Genomic DNA, 23418 nt, shown 5'->3' on the forward strand with positions numbered 1-23418 from the left:
AGTGAGCCAGGTGCGGATCGAAGATGTGTGGCCGCTGTCGCCGCTTCAGGAAGGGCTCCTGTTCCACGCCGGGTACGACGAGGAGAGCCCCGACGTCTACGTGCTCCAGGGCGCCATGGAGATCCGCGGCGATCTGGACACTGCGGTGCTGCGCGCGTCCTGGCAGGCGCTCCTCGACCGCCACGCCGCCCTGCGCGCCAGCTTCCAGCGGCGGGCTTCCGGCGACCCGGTGCAGCTGATCGCCTCGGGTGTGGAGTTGCCGTGGCGTGAGGTGGATCTGTCGGGGTTGTCGGTGGGGGAGGTGGGGGTTGAGGCTGCGCGGTTGAAGGCGGAGGAGGGTGGTCGGCGGTTTGATGTGGGTGTGCCGCCTTTGTTGCGGGTGTTGTTGTTGCGGTTGGATGAGTCGCGGTTTGAGTTGGTTTTGACGTTGCATCATATTTTGATGGATGGTTGGTCGTTGCCGGTGTTGTTTGGTGAGTTGTCTGAGGTGTATGGGGCGGGGGGTGATGTTTCGGTTTTGCCGGTGGTGACGTCGTATCGGGAGTATTTGGCGTGGTTGGGGCGTCAGGATCGTGGTGCGGCGCGGTTGGCGTGGGGTGGGTTGTTGGAGGGTGTGGTGGAGCCGACGTTGGTGGGGTCGGTGGGTGTGGGTGGTGTGGTTTCTGCGGGGGGTGATGTTGAGGGTGGTGTGGGTGCTGGTGCTGGTGCTGGTGGTGTGGGTCATGTGGTGGTGCGGGTGGGTGGTGGGTTGGTGGGTGTGTTGCGTGGGGTGGCGCGTGAGCGTGGGTTGACGTTGAACTCGGTGGTGCAGGGTGTGTGGGGTGTGTTGGTGGGGGTGTTGACGGGTCGGTCGGATGTGGTGTTTGGGGCGGTGGTTGCGGGTCGTCCGGCTGAGTTGGTGGGTGTGGAGCGGATGTTGGGGTTGTTCATCAATACGGTTCCGGTGCGGGTGGTGGTGGATCCGTATCGGTCGGTGGAGGGGTTCTTGGGGGAGTTGCAGGAGCGGCAGGCTGGGGTGTTGGAGCATCAGCATTTGGGGTTGGCGGAGATTCAGCGGGTGGTGGGTCAGGGGGAGTTGTTCGACACGCTCCTCGTCTACCAGAACTATCCGCGCAACCCGAACGGGCCGCTGGAGCTGACCGGGCTGAGCATCGAGGGCGCGGCGGGCGACGACTCCGCCCACTATCCGCTCGCGCTCGCCGTCGCCCCCACGGACGAGATGGAACTCCGGTTCGACTTCCACTTGGACAAGTTCGACGCCGAGACGGTGCGGGCGCTGGGTGACCGGATGGTCCGGCTCCTGGAGCAGATAGCCGAGGACCCCGCCCAACCGCTCGGCCGTCTGGACGTCCTCATAGCCGGGGAACGCCCGCGGGTGGTCGAGCAGTGGAACGCCACGGAGCGGGAGCTGTCCGCCTCGACGGTCCCGGAGCTGTTCGCGGCGCAGGTGGCGCGGACCCCGGACGCGGTGGCGGTGGTCGGGGGCGAGGTGGCTTGGTCCTACGCAGAGCTGGACGCCCGGTCGGACCGGGTGGCGGGGTGGCTGAACGCCCGTGAGCTGGGTGCGTCCGGCGGCCGGGTGGGTGTGGTGATGGACCGTTCGCCGGAGTTGGTGGCGGTGTTGCTCGGCGTGTTGAAGTCGGGTGCGGCGTACGTTCCGTTGGACGCGGCGCATCCGGTGGAGCGGTTGCGGGGTGTGGTGTCCGAGGCCGGCGTGTCGGTGGTCGTCGCTGATCGGGTGCTGGAGGGGCTGGAGACGGTCCCGGTGACCGATGTGCTGGCGACTGCTCCGCTAGCTTCGGCGCCCGTGGTGTCGCCGGACGGGCTGGCGTACGTGATGTACACGTCGGGTTCGACGGGTCGCCCGAAGGGTGTTGCGGTCACGCATCGCAATGTCGCGGCGTTCGTTGCGGATCGGGCGTGGCGTGATGATGTGGTGGAGCGGGTGTTGGTGCAGGCCAACCATGCCTTCGACGCGTCGACGTACGAGTTGTGGGTGCCGTTGGCGCGTGGTGGTCAGCTGGTCGTGGCGCCCTCCGGTGACTTGGACGCGGCTGAACGCGGTCGGCTGATCGCCGAGCACAAGGTCACCAACGTTCACGCGACGGCCGGCCTGTTCCGGGTGTTGGCGGAGGAGTCGCCGGAGATCTTCGCCGGTGTGCGTGAGGTGTCAACAGGCGGTGACGTCGTCTCCGCGTCCGCGATCCGCACCCTCCTCGATGCGCACCCCGATCTGACCGTGCGGACGACGTACGGTCCGACGGAGACGACGGCGTTCACGACGCAGGTCCCGTACCGTGCGGGTGATGAGGTGCCGGCGAATGTGCCGATCGGTCGGCCGATGGACAACAGTCGGGCGTACGTCCTGGACGAGTTCCTGCGCCCGGTCCCGCCCGGTGTGACGGGTGAGCTGTACCTGTCGGGTGCCGGTCTGGCCCGTGGTTACGACAGCCGCCCGGGTCTCACCGCCGAACGTTTCGTGGCCTCGCCCCATGGTGGTGGGCGGATGTACCGGACGGGTGACCTGGCCCGTTGGACGGCCGACGGTGAGTTGCTGTTCGCGGGCCGTGCCGATGACCAGGTGAAGATCCGGGGCTTCCGGATCGAACCGGGCGAGGTGGAGTCGGTCCTCGCCGCCCACGCGTCGGTGGGTCAGGCTGCGGTGATCGTGCGGGAGGACCAGCCGGGTGCCAAGCGGCTCGTCGCGTACGTGGTCGCGGCGGGCGACCCGCTCGACACGGAGACGCTGAGCGAACACGTCGCGGGCAAGCTGCCGGAGTACATGGTCCCGTCCGCGGTCATCGCACTCGACGCCCTCCCCGTCACCGTGAACGGCAAGCTCGACCGCGCCGCCCTCCCCGCACCCGAGGTGACCGAGTCGACGGGGCGGGGTCCGCAGACGCCGACCGAGGAACTGCTGTGCGGGCTGTTCCGCGACGTCCTGGGCCTGGAGTGGGTGGGCGCGGAGGACTCGTTCTTCGAGCTCGGTGGCGATTCGATCATGTCGATGTTGGTGGTGGCGCGGGCGCGGCGGGCTGGTGTGGTGATCACGGCGCGTGAGGTGTTCGAGCGGAAGTCTGTGGCTGGGTTGGCTTTGGTGGCGCGGGAGTTGTCGGGTGCTGGGGTGCCGGCTGGGGGTGGGGTGTCGGCGGTGGGTGCGGTGCCGTTGACGCCGGTGATGCGGGAGTTGGTGGAGCGCGCGGGTTCGGTGGCGCTGACGGGCGCCTTCTCCCAGTCGATGGCCGTGGAGGTTCCGGCCGGGTTGGAGCTCCCCCGTTTGGAGGCGGCGGTGCGGGCGGTCGTGGACCACCATGACGTCCTGCGCGCCCGACTGGAGCTGGTGGACGGCGTACCGGACCGACTGACCATCCCGAAGAAGGGGTCAGGGGCGACGCCCGGTGTGCTGCGGGTGGATGCTCGGGGTCTGGTGGGTGGTGGTTTGGGTGAGGTGGTGCGGGCTCGGGTGGAGGAGGAGGCGGGGCTCCTGGATCCGGTCGGGGGTCGGATGGTGCGGGTGGTGTGGTTCGACCGTGGTCCCGACGAGACGGGACGGCTGCTGTTCGTGGTGCACCACCTGGCAGTCGACGGGGTGTCCTGGCGGGTGTTGGTGCCGGATGTGGCCACGGCGTACGCGCAGGGCTCCGGAGCGGGTCTGGAGCCGGTGGGCACTTCGTTCCGCGCATGGATGGAGGCGCTGTCGGCCGAGGCGGCGAGCGCTGGACGGAGGTCCGAACTGCCCGCGTGGAAGCAACTCCTGCAAGGGGTGGACGCGACCCCGTTCGGTGACCGGGCGTTGGATCCGGTGGTGGACACGGTGGCTGCGGGGACGCGTCGGGTGGAGGTGCGGGTGCCGACGGAGGTGACGTCGGAGCTGCTGACCCGGGTGCCCGCGGCGTTCCACGCGGGCGTCGATGACGTGTTGTTGGCCGGGCTGATGGTCGCGCTCAAGGAGCAGCGTGGCGTGACGGGACCCGTGTTGGTGGATGTGGAGGGGCATGGGCGGGTGTCGTTGGGTGAGGGGGTGGATCTGTCGGGGACGGTGGGTTGGTTCACGTCTTCGTATCCGGTGCGGGTGGATGTGGGTGGTGTGGATGTGGGTGGTGTGCCGGGTGGTGGTGTGGGGTTGTTGGTGAAGCGGGTGAAGGAGCAGGTGCGGGGTGTGCCTGGGGATGGGTTGGGTTATGGGTTGTTGCGTTTTGTGGGTGGTGAGTTGGGTGGTTTAGCGCATGCTCGGGTTGGTTTCAACTATATGGGTAGGTTTGGTGTGGGTGGTGGGGGTGTGTGGGAGCCGGATGGTGAGGTGGGTTTGGGTGGTACGGCTCCGGAGGGGATGGGGTTGGTGCATGAGGTGGAGGCGGGGGGTGTGGTGCGTGATGTGGAGGGTGTGGGTCCGGTGTTGACGGTGTCGTTGGTGTGCCCGGTGGGGGTGTTGGGTGAGGCGGAGTTGGAGGCGTTGGGTGAGGCGTGGGTGGCGGCGTTGCGGGGTGTGGTGGTGCATGTGGTGGAGGAGTCGGGTGGGGGTCATACGCCGTCGGACTTCCCGTTGGTGGCTGGCCTGGGGCAGGCTGCGGTGGAGGAGTTGGAGGCTGCGGTTCCCGATCTGGTGGACGTGTGGTCGCTCTCCCCGTTGCAGGAAGGACTCCTCTTCCACGCCCGCTACGACGAGACGGGCGATGACGCGTACGTGGGTCAGCGCTTCGTCGACCTCGAAGGCCAGTTGGTCGGCCGGTTGCTGCGCCGGTCCTGGCAGGTGTTGCTCGATCGACACGCCAGTCTGCGCACCGCGTTCCCGCAGCCGGCGGGCCTGGAAGATCCGGTGCAGGTGGTCTCGGCCGGGGTGGTGCTGCCCTGGCGGGAGGTGGACCTCTCCGGGCTGCCCGACCCTGACGCCGAGATCAGCAGGATCACCGACGAGGAGCACCAGCGCTTCGACCTCGCGAAGCCCCCGTTGCTGCGGCTGCTCCTGCTGAAGCTGGGCGACACCAGGCACCGCCTGGTCATCACGATGCACCACATCGTCATGGACGGCTGGTCGCTCCCCGTGCTCTTCGAGGAGCTTTCCCACATCCACGCGGCCGGCGGCGACGCGTCCGCCCTGCCGCCCGTCACCCCGTACCGCGACTACCTCGCCTGGCTCGACCGCCAGGACGCACAGGCCGCCCGGACCGCTTGGCGCGAGTTGCTCGCGGACGTCACCGAGCCCACCGTGTTGGCCCCGCTGGACCGGGACGCCGAGTCGGTGCAGCCCCGACACGTCGTCCTCCGACTGGAAGAACCGCTGACCCGAGCGCTGCGCGAGACGGCGCGGGTGCGCGGACTGACGCTCAACACCGTGGTGCAGGGGGTCTGGGGCGCCCTGCTCGGCGTGCTCACCGGTAGGAGCGACGTGGTCTTCGGCGCCACGGTCGCGGGACGCCCCGCCGAACTCCCGGGGGTCGAGCGGATGCTCGGCCTGCTGATGAACACCATCCCGGTCAGGGTCACCCTCGACGCCCGGCTGACGATCGCCCAGCTGCTCACCGGACTCCAGGCGCAGCAGGCCGAGCTCATGGGGCACCAGCACATCGGTCTGGCCGAGATCCAGCGCACCGCCGGCCCCGGCTCGGCGTTCGACACCCTGGTCGTGTACGAGAACTATCCGCACGATCCCGACGCCGGACGCGACCTCGGCGGACTGCACATCGTCGGCGGGGGCGGCGAGGAAGCCGCTCACTACCCCCTGACCCTGGTCGTCTCGCCCTCCGAGCGTCTTGAGCTCCAGCTCGACTACCGGCCGGACGTCCTCGACGAGGAGACCGTCCGCGCCCTCGGGGAGCGGGTGTGCCGCCTACTGGAACAGGTGGCCGCCGACCCGGACCTGCCGGTGCCGCTGCTCGACGTTCTCGACGGATCCGAACACGACCGGGTGACCCGGCGCTGGAACGACACGGACCATGAGGTCCCCGTCGAAACGCTTCCCGAGCTGTTCGCGGCGCAGGTGGCGCGCACGCCCGACGCGGTTGCGGTGACCGGCGCCGAGACGTCCTGGTCGTACGCCGACCTGGACGCCCGGTCGGACCGGGTGGCGGGCTGGCTGTCGAAGCGCGGCACGGGAACCGGTGGGCGCATCGGCGTGCTGATGGACCGGTCGCCGGAGCTGGTGGCGGTGTTGCTCGGTGTGTTGAAGTCGGGTGCGGCGTACGTTCCGTTGGACGCGGGGCACCCGGTGGAGCGGTTGCGGGGTGTGGTGTCCGAGGCCGGGGTTTCGGTGGTGGTTGCTGATCGGGTGCTGGAGGGGTTGGAGACGGTCCCGGTGGCCGATGTGCTGGCGGCGGCCCCGCTCGCCACGGCTCCCGTGGTGTCGCCGGAATCCCTCGCGTATGTGATGTACACGTCGGGTTCGACGGGTCGCCCGAAGGGTGTTGCGGTCACGCATCGCAACGTGGCGGCGTTCGTTGCGGATCGGGCGTGGCGTGATGACGTGGTGGAGCGGGTGTTGGTGCAGGCCAACCATGCCTTCGACGCGTCAACCTACGAGTTGTGGGTGCCGTTGGCGCGCGGTGGTCAGCTGGTCGTGGCGCCCTCCGGTGACTTGGATGCGGCTGAACGCGGTCGGTTGATTGCCGAGCACAAGGTCACCAATGTCCACGCGACGGCCGGCCTGTTCCGGGTGCTGGCGGAGGAGTCGCCGGAGATCTTCGCCGGTGTGCGTGAGGTCTCGACGGGTGGTGACGTCGTCTCCGCGTCCGCGATCCGCGCCCTGCTCGAAGCGCACCCTGATCTGGTCGTGCGGACGACGTACGGCCCGACCGAGACGACCGCGTTCACCACGGAGATTCCGTACACGGTGTCCGATGTCGTGCCGGATGCCGTGCCGATCGGTCGGCCGATGGACAACAGCCGGGCGTACGTCCTGGACGAGTTCCTGCGCCCCGTCCCGCCCGGTGTGACGGGCGAGCTGTACCTGTCGGGCGCCGGGTTGGCCCGGGGCTACGACAGCCGCCCGGGTCTCACCGCCGAACGTTTCGTGGCCTCGCCCCATGGTGGTGGGCGGATGTACCGCACGGGCGACCTGGCCCGCTGGACGGCCGACGGTGAGCTGCTGTTCGCGGGGCGTGCCGATGACCAGGTGAAGATCCGGGGCTTCCGGATCGAACCGGGCGAGGTGGAGTCGGTGCTCGCCGCGCACGAGTCGGTGGGCCAAGCCGCGGTGATCGTCCGGGAGGACCAGCCGGGCGCCAAGCAACTCGTTGCGTACGTGGTGGCCGCAGGGGCGGACGTGGACACGGCAGCCCTGCTCGCCCGGGTGGCCGAGCGGTTGCCGGAGTACATGGTGCCGTCCGCGGTCCTCGTACTCGACACCCTCCCCGTCACCGTGAACGGCAAGCTCGACCGGGCCGCCCTCCCCGCACCGGACCTGGGCGACGGAGGCGGCCGGGCCGCGTCGACCCCGCTGGAAGAACTGCTCTGCGGGCTCTTCGGCGAGGTACTGGGACGGGACCGGGTCGGCGCCGAGGAGTCCTTCTTCGACCTCGGCGGTGACTCCCTGCTCGCCATGCGACTCACGGCCCGGGTCCGTGCGGCCCTGGACGCCGAGGTCGGCATCCGTGAACTGTTCGGCACGCCCACCGTCGCCGGACTCGCCCGGCTGATCGAAGGCGCTCGGCAGAGCGGCCGGAGCGGGATCGTCGTACGCGAGCGTCCCGAGGTGCTGCCGCTGTCGTTCGGACAGCAGCGGATGTGGTTCCTCAACCGGATGGAAGAAGCGGGCGTCGGCGCGGCGTACAACATGCCGTTGGCGCTGCGACTGTCCGGCGTGATGGACGTGACGGCTCTGGAGGGCGCGCTGGGTGACCTCGCCGACCGGCACGAGACCCTGCGTACGCTCTTCCCCGACACGGAGGGCGTGCCCAGGCAACACGTCCTGACCGGCGCGGCGGGTCGCCCCGTGCTGGAGGTGCGTCCGATCGGCGAGGCCGACCTCCCCGCGGTGTTGGTGGCCGAAGCCGCGCGGGGCTTCGACCTGGCCGGGGAGCTGCCCTGGCGGGTCACCCTGCTGGTGCTGTCCGACACGGAGTCCGTGCTGCTGTTGGTGGCCCACCACATCGCCGTCGACGGCTGGTCGATGGGCGTCCTCTCCCGTGACCTGCGGACCGCGTACGAGGCACGCCGTTCCGGTACCCCGGCCGACTGGTCGCCCCTGCCCGTTCAGTACGCGGACTATGCGCTGTGGCAGCACGACACGCTGGGCGACCCCAGTGACCCCGACAGCCTGATCAGCGGGCAACTCGACTACTGGCGTGCGGCACTGGCCGACCTTCCGGAGGAGCTGGCGCTCCCCGTGGACCGGCCCCGGAAGGCCGTCGCCTCGTACGAGGGCGGGTCCGTGCCGGTCGACATCGACGGTGCGACCCATGCCGCGCTCGTGGACCTCGCCCGACAGCACTCGGCGACGGTGTTCATGGTGGTCCAGGCGGCCCTCGCGATGCTGTTGGCCCGACTCGGCGCCGGTACCGACATTCCCGTCGGCACTGCGGTCGCCGGGCGCGCCGATCGTGAGCTGGACGACCTCGCCGGCTTCTTCGTCAACACCCTGGTCCTGCGCACCGACGTCAGCGGTGACCCGTCGTTCGAGGAGCTGCTCACCCGGGTCCGGGACGCCGACCTCGCCGCCTACACCCACCAGGACGTGCCGTTCGAGCGGCTGGTGGACGAGCTGAACCCGGCGCGTTCCCTCTCCCGGCACCCGCTGTTCCAGATCATGTTGGTGCTCCAGAACGCCCCCGCCGAGCCCTGGGACCTGCCGGGCCTGACCGTGCTTCCGCTGAGTGCCGAAGCGCTGCCCGACGAGGTGCTGCCCGCCCGGTTCGATCTGTCGCTCAGCCTCGCGGAGCGGCGTGACGGGCGGGGTGTTCCGGTGGGGATCAGTGGTGATGTGCAGTTTGCGTTGGATTTGTTCGATGAGGTGTCGGTGCGGTCGTTGGTGGATCGGTTGGTGGGGGTGTTGGGGCAGGTTGCGGTGGATGCTGGGGTGCGGGTGGGTGGGTTGGATGTAGTGGTGGAGGGCGATCCGGTTCCGGTGGTGGGTGAGGGTGGGGCGCCGGTGGTGTTGTGGTCGGAGGGGTTTGAGGCGCAGGTGGCGCGGACTCCGGGTGCGGTGGCTGTGGTGGGTGTGGACGGTTCGTTGTCGTACGAGGAGTTGGATGGTCGGGCGAATCGGGTGGCGCGTGCGTTGATTGCGCGGGGGGTGGGTGCGGAGGATCGGGTGGCGGTGGTGATGGATCGCTCGATCGATCAAGTCACGGTGATGATTGGTGTGTTGAAGGCTGGTGGGGTGTATGTGCCGGTGGATCCGGGTTATCCGGCGGGTCGGGTGGGGTTGATTCTTGAGGGTGCGGGTGTGGGGTTGGTGGTGTGTGAGCCGGGGACTGCGGGTTTGGTTCCTGGGGGTGTGGAGCGGTGGGTGTGGGGGGCTGCGGGTGCTGAGGAGTTGGCTGGGGTGTCGTCGTCTCGTGTGTTGGATGGGGATCGGGTGCGGCGTTTGGTGCCGGGTAATGGGGCGTATGTGGTGTTTACGTCGGGGTCTTCGGGTGTGCCGAAGGGGGTGGTGGTGTCGCATGTGGGGTTGGGGGGTTTGGTGGGTGCGCAGGTGGAGCGGTTGGGGTTGGGGGTGGGTTCGCGAGTCTTGCAGTTCGCGGCGTTGGGTTTTGATGCGGTGGTGTCTGAGGTGGGGATGGCGTTGTGGTCGGGTGCTGCGTTGGTGGTGGTGCCGGGCGGGCAGATGCCGCCGTTTGTGGATGTGGAGGTGGTGTTGGGGGAGTTTGGGGTGACGCATGTGACGTTGCCGCCGTCGGTGTTGGGTGGGGTGGGGTCGTTGCCGGGTTCGGTGGTGTCGGTGGTGGTGGCGGGTGAGGTGTGCCCGCCGGGGCTGGTGGAGCGTTGGGGTCCCGGATTGTCGGGCGGTTTGGTCAATGCGTACGGGCCGACTGAGGTGACGGTGTGCGCGACGATGTCGCACGCGTTGACGCCTACCGGTGCTGCTGGTGTGGGTGTGGGTGGGCCGGTGTGGGGTGCGGGCGTGGCGGTGTTGGACGAGTGGCTGCGCCCGGTGGGGCGTGGTGTGGTGGGTGAGCTGTATGTGTGGGGTGGCGGAGTCGCACGGGGGTACGTGGGCCGCTCGGGTTTGACGTCGGAGCGGTTCGTGGCGTGCCCGTTCGGTGGTGCAGGCGAGCGGATGTACCGGACGGGGGACCTGGTCCGCTGGGCCAACGACCGTGACGGCGACGGCGACGGTCCTGCCGGGTTGGTCGTGGTGGGGCGGGTGGACGATCAGGTGAAGGTGCGGGGGTTCCGTATCGAGCCGGGTGAGGTCGAGGCGACCCTGGCCTCCCACGAATCCGTGGGCCAGGCGGCCGTGATCGTGCGCGAGGACCAACCGGACGTAAAACGCCTCGTCGCCTACGTGGTGCCCGCGGCCTCCGCTCCCGCACCGTTGGACGGCAAGGCGTTGCGGGACTTCGCGGCGCTGACCCTGCCCGACCACATGGTGCCGTCGACGGTCGTGGTCCTGGACGCCGTGCCGCTGACGCCCAACGGCAAGCTGGACCGGGCCGCCCTGCCCGCTCCGGCCCAGGAGCCGACCTCCGGCCGGACGCCCACCACCCCCCTGGAGGAGATCCTCGCCGGACTGTTCGCCGAGGTCCTCGGAGCGGACCTGGTCGGCGTCGAGGACTCCTTCTTCGAACTCGGCGGTGACTCGCTGCTCGCCATGCGGCTGGTCGCGTCGATCCGCGCGGCGCTGGACACCGAGGTCGGCATCCGTGAACTGTTCACGGCCCCGACCGTGGCCGGCCTCGCCGCGCGGATCACCGAGGTCCCGGGGCGCCCGGCGCGGCCCGGGATCGTCGCCCGGGAGCAGCGCCCCGCCGAGTTGCCGCTGTCGTTCGGACAGCAGCGGATGTGGTTCCTCAACCGGCTGGAGGAGTCGGGTGCCGCCGCGGCCTACAACATGCCGTTGGCGCTGCGGCTGACCGGTGCGCTGGACACGGCCGCGCTGGAAGCGGCCCTGGGGGACGTGGCCGACCGGCACGAGACCCTGCGCACCGTCTTCCCCGCGGCGGAGGGCGTCGCCCGGCAACTCGTCGTCGACGGACCCGACGGGCGCCCCACCTTACGTACCCGGGCGGTCACGGAAGTCGAACTAGCACGTGTCATGGCGGAGTTGGCGAACGAGCCGTTCGATCTGACCCGGGACCTGCCGTGGCGGGCCGAGTTGCTGACGGTCTCCGAGTCGGAGTCCGTCCTGCTCCTCCTCGCCCACCACATCGCCGTCGACGGCTGGTCGATGGGCGTCCTGTCCGAGGACCTGCGGACCGCGTACGCGGCGCGTCTCGACGGTGCGGCACCCGACCGGCCCCCGCTGCCGGTCCAGTACGCGGACTACGCCCTGTGGCAGCGCGAGACGCTCGGCGAACTGACCGACCCGGACAGCCTGTTGAACGCCCAGCTGGGCTACTGGCGGACGGCGCTCGCCGGACTGCCCGACGAGTTGAACCTCCCCGCGGACCGGCCCCGGCCCGCCGTGGGAACGTTCGGCGGCGGCTGGGTCCCGATGGCGGTCGGCCCGGACACCCACGCCGGACTCGCGGCCGTCGCCCGTCGCGGTTCGGCGACGGTGTTCATGGTGGTGCAGGCGGCACTGGCCCTGCTGCTCAGCCGGCTCGGCGCGGGCACGGACATTCCCGTCGGCACACCCGTCGCGGGGCGCCCCGACCCGGTGCTCGACGACCTCGCCGGGTTCTTCGTGAACACCCTGGTGCTGCGCACGGACACGGCGGGGAACCCGAGCTTCGAGGAGTTGCTGGCCCGGGTCCGGGAGGCGGACCTCGCCGCCTTCGCCCATCAGGACGTGCCGTTCGAGAGGCTGGTGGACGACCTCAGCCCGGCCAGGTCGCTGTCCCGACACCCCCTGTTCCAGGTGCTGCTCACCGTGGACAACACGCCCGGCGCCGAAGCCTCCTGGGACCTCGACGGTCTGGACGTCCGTCCCGTGCTGGCCGACGAGACGTTCTCGGCCCGCTTCGACCTCTCCCTCGGGCTGGTGGAACGCCGCGACGAGCAGGGTGCGCCCATCGGCATCGAGGGCGGCTTCCAGTACGCGGTCGACCTGTTCGACGAGGACACCGCCCGCACCCTCGCCGTGCGGCTGGAACGGCTCCTCGACCAGGTGGCCCGGGCCCCGGGCCGGCACGCCGACGAGTTCGAGGTCATGAGCGCCGACGAGCGTGACCTCGTCGTCCGGACCTGGAACGACACCGGGCGGCCCGTCGGACCCACCACGCTGCCCGAACTGTTCGTGGCCCAGGCCCGGCGGACCCCCGATGCGGTGGCGGTCACCGACGAGGGGTCCACCCTGTCGTACCGGGAGCTGGACGAGCGTGCCAATCAGGTCGCGCACTGGCTGGGCGCCCGCGGGGTGCGCCCCGGGAGCCGGGTCGCGCTGCTGCTGGAGCGGTCCGTCGACCTGTCGGTGGTGCTGTGGGGCGTGCTGAAGGCCGGGGCCGCGTACGTTCCGGTGGACCCCGACCATCCGGCGGAGCGCATCGCCTACGTCCTGGACGACGCGGCGCCCACCGTGGTCCTGTGCACCGCCTCCACCGGCGGCGAGCGGGCGGGCGTCGACGGCTGGACGGTGTGGGACGCGCCCGACACCGTCCGGGACGTGGCCGCCCACCCCACCACGGCGCCGCCCACCCCGCCCACCCCGGGCACCGCGGCGTACGTCATCTACACCTCGGGTTCCACCGGCCGTCCCAAGGGAGTGGTGGTCAGCCACCGGTCCATCGCCAACAAACTGCTGTGGATGCAGGACACCTACGGCCTCACCGCCGAGGACCGGGTGCTCCAGAAGACGCCGACGGGTTTCGACGTCTCCGTGTGGGAGCTGTTCTGGCCGCTGCTCACGGGCGCCGCACTGGTGATGGCGCGGCCGGGCGGGCACCGGGACCCGGCCTACCTGGTCGACGTCGTGCAGCGCCGCGCGGTGACGGTGATCCACTTCGTGCCGTCGATGCTGGGGGCGTTCCTCCAGGAGGTCGGCCCGGGGGACTGCCCCGGACTGCGTCGCGTCTTCGCCAGCGGCGAGGCCCTCACGGGCGAGCTGGTGGCGGAGTTCCGCGAGCGGATCGGGGTGCGCCTGCACAACCTGTACGGACCGACGGAGGCGGCGGTCGAGGTGACCGCGTGGGACGGCACCGACGGGGCGCCCGTCGGCCCCGTGCCGATCGGCCGCCCGGTGTGGAACACGCAGACGTACGTACTGGACGACTCCCTGCGGCCGGTGCCCCCGGGAGTGTCGGGTGAGCTCCACCTCGCGGGCGTGCAACTCGCCCGCGGCTATGCGGGACGCCCGGGGCTGACGGCCGAACGTTTCGTCGCCTCCCCGTTCGGTGCCCCCGGCGAGCGGATGTACCGGACGGGCGACCTGGCGCGCTGGACCAAGGACGGCGAGCTGGTCTACCTGGGCCGGGCCGACGACCAGGTGAAGATCCGCGGCTTCCGCATCGAGCTGGGCGAGGTGGAGTCCGTCCTCGCCGCGCACGCGTCGGTCGGCCAGGTGGCGGTGGTGGTCCGGGAGGACCAGCCGGGCGTGAAGCGCCTGGTGGCGTACGTCGTCCCGGCGGGCGAGGGCGTCGACACGGAGGCGCTGCGGGAGCACGGTTCGCTGACCCTGCCGGAGTACATGGTGCCGGCGGCGTTCGTCGTCCTGGACGCCCTGCCGGTGACGGTCAACGGGAAGCTGGACCGGGCCGCCCTGCCCGCCCCGGAGGTCCGGGTGTCCGCGGGCCGGGGCCCGCGCACCCCGGTGGAGGAACTGTTCTGCGGCCTGTTCGGGGAGGTACTGGGCCTGGACCGGGTCGGCGCGGAGGACTCGTTCTTCGAACTCGGCGGCGACTCGATCATGTCGATGCTGGTGGTGGCGCGGGCGCGCCGGGCCGGTGTGGTGATCACGGCGCGCGAGGTCTTCGAACGGAAGACCCCGGCCGGGCTCGCCGTGGTCGCCCGGGAACTGTCGGGCGCCGGGGCGCCGGACGGCGCCGCGGTGCCGGCGGTCGGCGCGGTGCCGTTGACCCCGGTGATGCGCGAACTGGTCGAGCGCGCCGGGCCGGTGGCGTTGACGGGCACCTTCTCCCAGTCGACGGCCGTGGAGGTGCCGGCGGACCTGGACCTCCCCCGACTGGAGGCGGCACTCCGCGCGGTCGTGGACCTCCACGACGTGCTGCGCGCCCGACTGGAACTGGTGGACGGCGCACCGGACCGACTGACCGTCCCCGACGCGGGAACCGTCACCGTGCCGGTGGACCGGGTCGACGCGACCGACGGGGACCTCACCGCACTGATCCGCGGCGCCGAACGCACCGCCGTGCAGCAACTCGACCCGGTCGCCGGCCCGATGGTGCGCGCGGTCTGGTTCGACCGGGGACCCGGAGCGACCGGCCGACTGCTGCTCGTGGTGCACCACCTCGCCGTCGACGGAGTGTCCTGGCGGGTCCTCGTACCGGACCTCGCCGCGGCCTACGACGCCGCGGGCGAACCGTCGGCGGACCACCACCCGGACCCGGTGGGCACGTCGTTCCGCCAGTGGGCCCTGGCGCTCGCCCGGGAGGCCACCAGTACCGAACGGCTGGCCGAACTCCCGCAGTGGACGGCGGTCCTGGAGGGTTCCGACACCCCGCTCGGCGGCCGGGCGCTCGACCCCGACGTCGACACGGCCGCCGCGGGCACCCACCAGGTCGAGGTGCGGGTCCCGGCGTCGGTCACCGCCGACCTGCTGACCCGGGTGCCCGCCGCCTTCCACGCCGGGATCGAGGACGTCCTGCTGGCCGGCCTGGTCGCCGCCGTGCAGGAGTGGCGCGGCACCCCCGGCCCCGTACTCGTCGACGTGGAGGGCCACGGCCGGGAGCCGCTCGCCGAGTTCATGGACCTCACCCGCACGGTCGGCTGGTTCACCAGCTCCCACCCGCTGCGCCTGGACGCCGAGGGCGTCGACGGCGCCGGGGTCCGGGCGGGCGGCCCGGAGGCGGCCCGACTGCTGAAGACGGTCAAGGAACAGATCAGGGCCGTCCCCGGGGACGGCCTCGGCTACGGCCTGCTCCGGTACGCCAACCCGGCGACGGCAGCCGCCTTCGACGCCCTGCCCAGCGCGCAGATCGGCTTCAACTACCTGGGCCGCTTCACCACGAACAGCGGTGACACGGGCGGTAGTTGGAGTCCCGACTCCAGTACGGTCCTCGGTGGCGCCGCCGACCCCCGGATGGTCCTCCTGCACGCACTCGAAGCCGGTGGCCTGGTCCGTGACCTGGTGGACGGCCCCGAGATGACCCTCAGCCTGGGCAGCCCCGCCGGACTCTTCGCGCAGCAGGCGCTCCAAGAGCTCACCTCCCGCTGGGTCGCGATGCTGACCGGTCTCGCCACCCGCGCCGCCGACCCGGCCGGCGGCGGACACACCGCCTCCGACTTCCCGCTCGTCGACCTCGACCAGCACGAGGTGGAGGAGCTGGAGGAAGCGGTCCCCGACCTCACCGACATCTGGCCGCTGTCCCCGCTCCAGGAGGGAATGCTCTTCCACGCCCGGTACGACGAGGGCACCAAGGACGTGTACGTCGGCCAGCGGACCCTCGACCTCGAAGGCGACCTCGACCCGGCGACCCTCCGCGACTCCTGGCAGGCCCTGCTGGACCGCCACGCCAGCCTGCGCACCGGAATCCGCCAGCGGACCGGGGCGGGCACCCCGGTCCAGGTGGTCGCCACCGGCGTCCGACCGCCCTGGCGGGAGGTGGACCTGTCGTCGCTGCCCCCGGCCGAAGCGGAGACCGAGGCACTGCGGCTCGCCGCGGAGGAACACACCAGGTTCGACCTCACCACCCCGCCCCTGCTGCGCTTCCTGCTCCTGCGGACCGGGCCGTCCCGCCACCGCCTCGTCATGACGATGCACCACATCGTCCTGGACGGCTGGTCGATGCCGCTGCTGTTCGGCGAACTGTCCGAGGTCTACGCGGCCGGCGGCGACGCCTCCGCACTGCCGCCCGTCACCCCGTACCGCGACTACCTGGCCTGGCTGGACCGCCAGGACCGTGAGGTCTCCGCCGAGGCGTGGCGGACCGCCCTGTCCGGCGTCACCGAACCCACCCTGGTCACCCGGATGGACCGGGACGCCGAACCCCTGCGCTCCCAGCACGTCACCGCCCTGCTCGACGCCCGGGTCACCACCGCACTGCGGGAAACGGCGAGGGCCCACGGCCTCACCCTGAACACCGTGGTCCAGGGCGCTTGGGCGGTGCTCGTCGCCCTGCTCACCGGCCGCGACGACGTCGTCTTCGGGACCACCGTCGCCGGGCGGCCGGCGGAGATACCCGGGGTCGAGCGGATGCTCGGGCTGTTCATCAACACCGTCCCCGTCCGGGTCCGCATCGACCCCGGGCGGAGCGTCCTCGACCTGCTCACCGCCCTCCAGGCCGAGCAGGCCGGACTCATCGCCCACCAGTACACCGGCCTCACCGAGATCCAACGCCTGGCCGGCCCCGGGGCGACCTTCGACACCCTCGTCGTCTACGAGAACTACCCCCACGACCCGGACTCCGGCGAACAACTCGGCGGACTGCGGATCACCGGGGGCAGCGGCGACGAGGCCAGCCACTACCCGCTCACCCTGATCGCGTCCCCGGCCGACCGACTCGAACTGCGCCTCGACTACCGGCCCGACGTCTTCGACGAGGCGACCGTGCAGACCCTGGTGGACCGCACCCGGCGCATCCTCACCGAGATGGCCGCCGCCCCCGACGCCCCGACCAGCCGCATCCGCTTCCTCCCCGCAGCCGAACACGAGCGGCTGGTCACCCGGTGGAACGACACCGCGCACCCGCTGCCCGACGCGACCCTGCCGGAACTCTTCGAAGAGCGCGTGCGCCGCACCCCGGACGCCGTCGCCGTCGACCACGACGGCACCCCCACCACCTACGCCGAACTCAACCGCCGCGCCAACCGACTGGCCCACCGGCTGATCGCCCACGGCGTGGGCCCCGAACACCGGGTCGGCGTACTGCACCGCAGGTCCCCCGAACTGATCGTGTCGATCCTCGCCGTGCTGAAGGCCGGCGGAACCTACGTGCCCCTGGACGCCGACGCCCCGGCCGACCGACTCCGGCGCATCGTCGGCGACGCCTCGGCGACCGTCCTGCTGACCGACCGCGCCCTGCGCACCTCCGCGGCGGCCGAGCGCGCCGACACCGTCGTCCTCGTCGACGCCGAACCGTCCGACACGGCCCGGGAACCGGCGACCACCGCCACCGACCCCACCGCCGACCCGGTCCGACCCGGCCACCCCGACCAGCTCGCGTACGTGATGTTCACCTCCGGCTCCACCGGCGTCCCCAAGGGCGTCGCGGTCACCCACCGCGCGGTCATCGCACTGGCCCTGGACCCCCGCTGGGACGGCAGCGGCAGCCGGGAACGCGTCCTGCTGCACTCGCCGCAGTTCTTCGACGCCTCCACCTACGAACTGTGGGTCCCCCTCCTCGGCGGCGGCACCCTCGTCGTGGCACCCCCCGACGTGGACGCCCGCGCCCTGGAACGCCTCGTCCCCGACCGCGGGATCACCGCACTGTGGCTGACCGCCGGACTGTTCCGGCTCCTCGCCGAAGAAGCGCCCGGCTGCTTCCACGGCGTCCGCGAGGTGTGGACCGGCGGCGAAGCGGTGCCCGCCGCAGCGGTCCGCCGGGTCCTCGAAGCGTCCCCCGGCACCACCGTCGTCGACGGCTACGGCCCCACCGAAACCACCACCTTCGCCACCGCCCACCCCCTCACCCGGGCCGACGGGGTACCCGACTCCGTCCCCATCGGCCGCCCGATGGCGAACATGCGGGTCTACGTGCTCGACGGCGCCCTGCGGCCCGTGCCCGAAGCGGTGCCCGGCGAGCTGTACATCGCCGGCACCGGCCTCGCCCGCGGCTACCTCGACCGCTCCGTCCTGACCTCGGAACGGTTCCTCGCCGACCCCTTCGCGCCCGCCGCCACCGGCACCCGCATGTACCGCACCGGCGACGTCGTACGGTGGCTGCCCGACGGCACGCTGGAGTTCGTGGGGCGCGCCGACGACCAGGTGAAGGTCCGCGGCTTCCGCATCGAGCCCGCCGAGATCGAGGCCGTCCTCACCCGGCACCCCGCCGTCGCCCAGGTCGGCGTGCTCGCCCGGGAGGACAGCCCGGGCGTCAAGCGCCTCGTCGCCTACGCCGTGCCCAGGGCGGACGCCGACCTCACCGGACTACGGGAGTTCGCCGCCGAGCACCTGCCCGAGTACATGGTCCCCACCGTGGTGGAACTGGACGCCCTGCCGCTCACCGTGAACGGCAAGCTCGACCGCGCCGCCCTGCCCGCCCCCGAGTACGCCGCCACCGCCGGACGGGCACCCGCCACCGCGGCGGAAGAAGCGCTCTGCGCGCTCTACGCCGAGGTACTGGACCTGGACCGGGTCGGCCCCGACGACTCCTTCTTCGACCTCGGCGGGGACTCCCTGCTGGCGATGCGGCTCGTCGTCCGCGTCCGCGCGGTCCTGGACACCGAGATCACCGTACGGGAGCTGTTCGGCAGCCCGACCGTCGCCGCACTCGCCCGACTGGTCGAGGCCAACGAGGACGGCACCCGCACCGGCCTCGTCGCCCGCGAACGCCCCGAAGTCCTCCCGCTGTCGTTCGGACAGCAACGCATGTGGTTCCTCAACCAACTCCAGGAGAGCGGCGCCCAGTCGGCCGACAACGTGCCGCTGGCCCTCTGGTTCTCCGGCCCGCTGGACGTCGAAGCCCTCGAAGCGGCCCTGCGGGACGTCGCCGACCGGCACGAGACCCTGCGCACCGTGTTCCCCGCCACCGGCGGCAGCCCGCGCCCCCGACTGCTCGACGCGGCGCCGCCGCTGCGCGTCCGCCACGTCACCGGAGCCGAACTGTCCGACGCACTGGCCGACGCCGCCACCCGCGGCTTCGACCTCGCCCGCGACCTGCCCTGGCGAACGGAACTCCTGGTCCGCACGGACCTCACCACCACGAACGCCGACGGAACCACCACGGACACACCGTCCGGAACCGCCGCCGAGTACGTCCTGATGCTGGTCGCCCACCACATCGCCGTCGACGGCTGGTCCATGGGCGTACTCGCCCGTGACCTGCGCACCGCCTACGGGGCCCGCCGCGACGGCTCCGCCCCCGACTGGCAGCCGCTGCCCGTCCAGTACGCCGACTACGCCATCTGGCAGCGCGAGGTCCTCGGCGACCTCGACGACCCGGACAGCCTGATCAGCGCCCAACTCGCCCACTGGCGCGACGCCCTCGCCGGAATCCCCGAGGAACTGGCCCTCCCCACCGACCGGACCCGTCCCGCCATCCCCACGTTCCGGGGCGGCTCCGTACCGCTCGACCTCGGCCCGGCCACCCACGCGGGCCTGCTGGACGCGGCCCGACGAGGCTCCGCCACCCTGTTCATGGTCGTGCAGACCGCCCTCGCGATGCTGCTGACCCGACTCGGCGCCGGCACCGACATCCCCGTCGGCACCGCCGTCGCCGGCCGCGGCGACTCCGCACTCGAAGACCTCGCCGGGTTCTTCGTCAACACCCTGGTACTGCGCGCCGACACCACCGGCAACCCGACGTTCGAGGAGCTCCTGACCCGGGTCCGGGAGGCGGACCTCGCCGCCTACGCCCACCAGGACGTGCCCTTCGAACGGCTCGTCGACGACATCGGCGTCGAACGCTCCCTCGCCCGCCACCCCCTGTTCCAGATCATGCTGGTGCTCCAGAACATCCCCACCGCCGAATGGGGACTGCCCGGGCTGACCATGCACCAGCAGGAATCCGAAACCCTCCCGGACGCCGCCCTCCCGTCCCGCTTCGACCTCTCGGTCAACCTCACCGAACACCACGACGACCACGGCGCACCGGCGGGCCTCGGCGGCGGCGTCCAGTACTCCGCCGACCTGTTCGACGGAGCGACGGTCAAGACCCTGGCCGAACGGCTCGCACGGGTCCTGGACCAGGTCAGCGCCGACCCGCGACTGCGCCTCGCCGACCTCGACGTACTGGAACCCCGCGAGGAACGCACGGTCGTCCAGGACTGGAACGCCACGGAACGGGAACTGCCCGCCTCGACGGTCCCGGCCCTGTTCGCGGCGCAGGTCGCGCGCACGCCCGACGCAGCGGCCGTGGTGGGAGGCGGAGCGCACTGGTCCTACGCCGAGTTGGACGTCCTCTCCGACCGCGTGGCCGGATGGCTGGCGAGCCGCGGCGTGGGCCCGGGCGGCCGGCTGGGCGTGCTGATGGACCGCTCGCCGGAACTGGTGGCGGTGCTCCTCGGCGTGCTGAAGTCGGGTGCGGCGTACGTGCCGCTGGACGCGGCGCATCCGGTCGCCCGCCTCAAGGGTGTGGTGTCCGAGGCCGGCGTGTCGGTGGTGATCGCGGACCGGGTGCTGGAGGGCTTGGAAACGGTCCCGGTGGCCGACGTGCTGGCCGCCGCCCCGCTCACCACGGCTCCTGTGGTGTCGCCGGAGTCGCTGGCGTACGTGATGTACACGTCGGGTTCGACGGGTCGGCCCAAGGGCGTGGCCGTGACTCATCGCAATGTCGCGGCGTTCGTTGCGGATCGGGCGTGGCGTGATGACGTGGTGGAGCGGGTGTTGGTGCAGGCCAACCATGCCTTCGACGCGTCGACCTACGAGTTGTGGGTGCCGTTGGCGCGCGGTGGTCAGCTGGTCGTGGCGCCCTCCGGAGACTTGGACGCGGCTCAGCGCGGTCGGTTGATCGCCGATTACGGGGTCACGAACGTCCATGCGACGGCGGGTCTGTTCCGGGTGTTGGCGGAGGAGTCGCCGGAGATCTTCGCGGGTGTGCGTGAGGTCTCGACGGGTGGTGACGTCGTCTCCGCGTCCGCGATCCGTGCCCTGCTCGAAGCGCACCCCGATCTGGTCGTGCGGACGACGTACGGCCCGACCGAGACGACCGCGTTCACCACGGAGATTCCGTACACGGTGTCCGATGTCGTGCCGGATGCCGTGCCGATCGGTCGGCCGATGGACAACAGCCGGGCGTACGTCCTGGACGAGTTCCTGCGCCCGGTCCCGCCCGGTGTGACGGGCGAGCTGTACCTGTCGGGCGCCGGGCTGGCCCGGGGCTACGACAGCCGCCCGGGACTGACCGCCGAGCGTTTCGTCGCCTCGCCGTTCGGCGGGCGGATGTACCGCACGGGTGACCTCGCACGGTGGACCGAGCGGGGCGAGCTGCTGTTCGGCGGGCGGGCGGACGACCAGGTGAAGATCCGGGGCTTCCGGATCGAACCGGGTGAGGTGGAGTCCGTCCTCGCCGCGCACGAGTCGGTGGGCCAAGCCGCGGTGATCGTGCGGGAGGACCAGCCGGGCGCCAAGCGGCTCGTCGCGTACGTGGTCGCGGCGGGCGACTCGCTCGACACCAACGCGCTCCGCGAACTCGTCGCGAGCAGGTTGCCGGAGTACATGGTGCCGTCCGCGGTCATGGCGCTCGACACCCTGCCCGTCACGGTGAACGGCAAGCTCGACCGGGCGGCCCTGCCCGCGCCCGAGGTGACGGTGTTGGCCGGTCGGGGTCCGCAGACCCCGGTCGAGGAACTGCTGTGCGGGCTGTTCCGCGACGTCCTGGGCCTGGAGTGGGTCGGCGCGGAGGACTCGTTCTTCGAACTCGGCGGCGACTCGATCATGTCGATGCTGATGGTGGCCCGGGCCCGCCGCGCCGGTGTGGTGATCACCGCTCGCCAGGTGTTCGAACGGAAGACCCCGGCCGCGCTCGCCGCGGTCGCCGTGACCACCGATGCCCACGAGGCGGGCGCGGGCCCCCGAGAGGACGACATCGGCACGGGGCGGGCCCCGCTCACCCCGGTGATGCTGGACCTGGTGGAGCGGTCCGGCCCCGCGGCACTGACCGGGGTGCTGTCCCAGTCGATGCTGATCGAAACTCCCGCCGGTCTCGACCTGCCCCTGCTGGAATCAGCCCTCCAAGCGGTGTTGGACCACCACGAGATCCTGCGCGCCCGGCTCGTCACCGACGACTCCACCTACCTGGAGGTACCCGGACCGGTCCCGGCGGCCGAACGCCTACTGCGGGTGGACACCGCGGGGCTGGACGTCGACACGGCTGCCGAACTGCTTCAGGTGGAGGGGCGCCGCGCGGTGGACCGGCTGGACCCACGGGCCGGCGCGATGCTCCAAGCGGTCTGGTTCGACGCGGGACCCGACGCCCCCGGACGCCTGCTGCTGGTGGCCCACCACTTGGTGATCGACGGAGTCTCCTGGCGCGTGCTCGTGCCCGACCTCGCCGCCGCAGCCGCGGCCCTGGCCGACGGCGGGACTCCGGACCTGGTGCGCGGAACGTCCTACCGCCGCTGGGCCAGGACCCTGGAGAACGAGGCGTTGAGCTCGGAGCGGACCGCCGAACTGTCCACCTGGACGCGCTCCCTGCGCGGACCCAACCCCCTGCTCGGCAGGCGTGCACTCGACCCCGCGGTGGACACCGTCGCCGCCGGGGTGCGGCTGATCGAAGCCAGGCTCCCGGTTCCGGTCACGAACGACCTCCTCACCCGCGTCCCGGCGGCCTTCGACGCCGGAGTCGACGACGTGCTGCTCGCCGGCCTGGTGGCAGCCGTCGGCGAATGGCGGCGCCGCAAGGGGCGCAACCTCGCGGGCGGTGTACTGGTCGACATCGAGAGTCACGGCCGTGAGCCGCTCTCCGACGACATGGACCTCACCCGTACGGTCGGCTGGTTCACGAGCAGCCACCCCGTGCGTCTCGACCCGGGGACCACCGAGTACGCAGCGATCCGCTCCGGGGGGCCCGCGGTGGCCCGACTGGTCCGCCGGGTCAGGGAACAGTTGCGGGCCGTGCCCGGCGACGGACTGGGCTTCGGGCTGCTGCGCCACCTCAACCCCAAGACCTCCGAGGCGCTGGCCGGGCTACCGAGTCCCCAGATCGGCTTCAACTACCTGGGCCGGTTCGGCGCCGGCCAGGCGGACCCGCAGGGGGACACCGCCTGGCAGCCGGCCGGGGACTCGGTGCTCGGCGGCACGGCCGATGCGGACACTCCGGCCGCCCATCTGCTGGAGGCGGGCGGCATCGTTCGGGACCTGCCGGAAGGCCCCGAACTGACGGTCTCCCTGGTCTGCCCGGTCGGACCCCTCGACCAAGCGGCCCTCCAGGACCTGATCGACGGGTGGGTGGCGATGCTCACGGGGCTCGCGGCCCACCATCCGGAAACGCACCAAGACAAGCAGGCACCTTCGGACTTTCCGCTCGTCGCCCTGGCACAGAGCCAGATCGATGCGCTTCAGAGCAAGCTCTCAGGCGAGAAGGAGTGAGTGACGCAGTGAGCGAGTTG

General features: G+C 71.5%; 1 protein-coding gene. It reads left to right on the forward strand.

Annotated features, from left to right (window positions below; all coding sequences use genetic code 11):
• Positions 1–10: 10 nt before the first annotated feature.
• Positions 11–23398: a non-ribosomal peptide synthase/polyketide synthase gene (locus ACFYOU_RS09055; protein ID WP_391304953.1), complete on the forward strand. Its 23388-nt coding sequence runs from the start codon at positions 11–13 to the stop codon at positions 23396–23398.
• The last annotated feature ends 20 nt before the right edge of the window (positions 23399–23418 follow it).

Origin of the sequence: Streptomyces sp. NPDC005955, assembly GCF_042871255.1 — a bacterium.
Classification (GTDB): Bacteria; Actinomycetota; Actinomycetes; order Streptomycetales; family Streptomycetaceae; genus Streptomyces.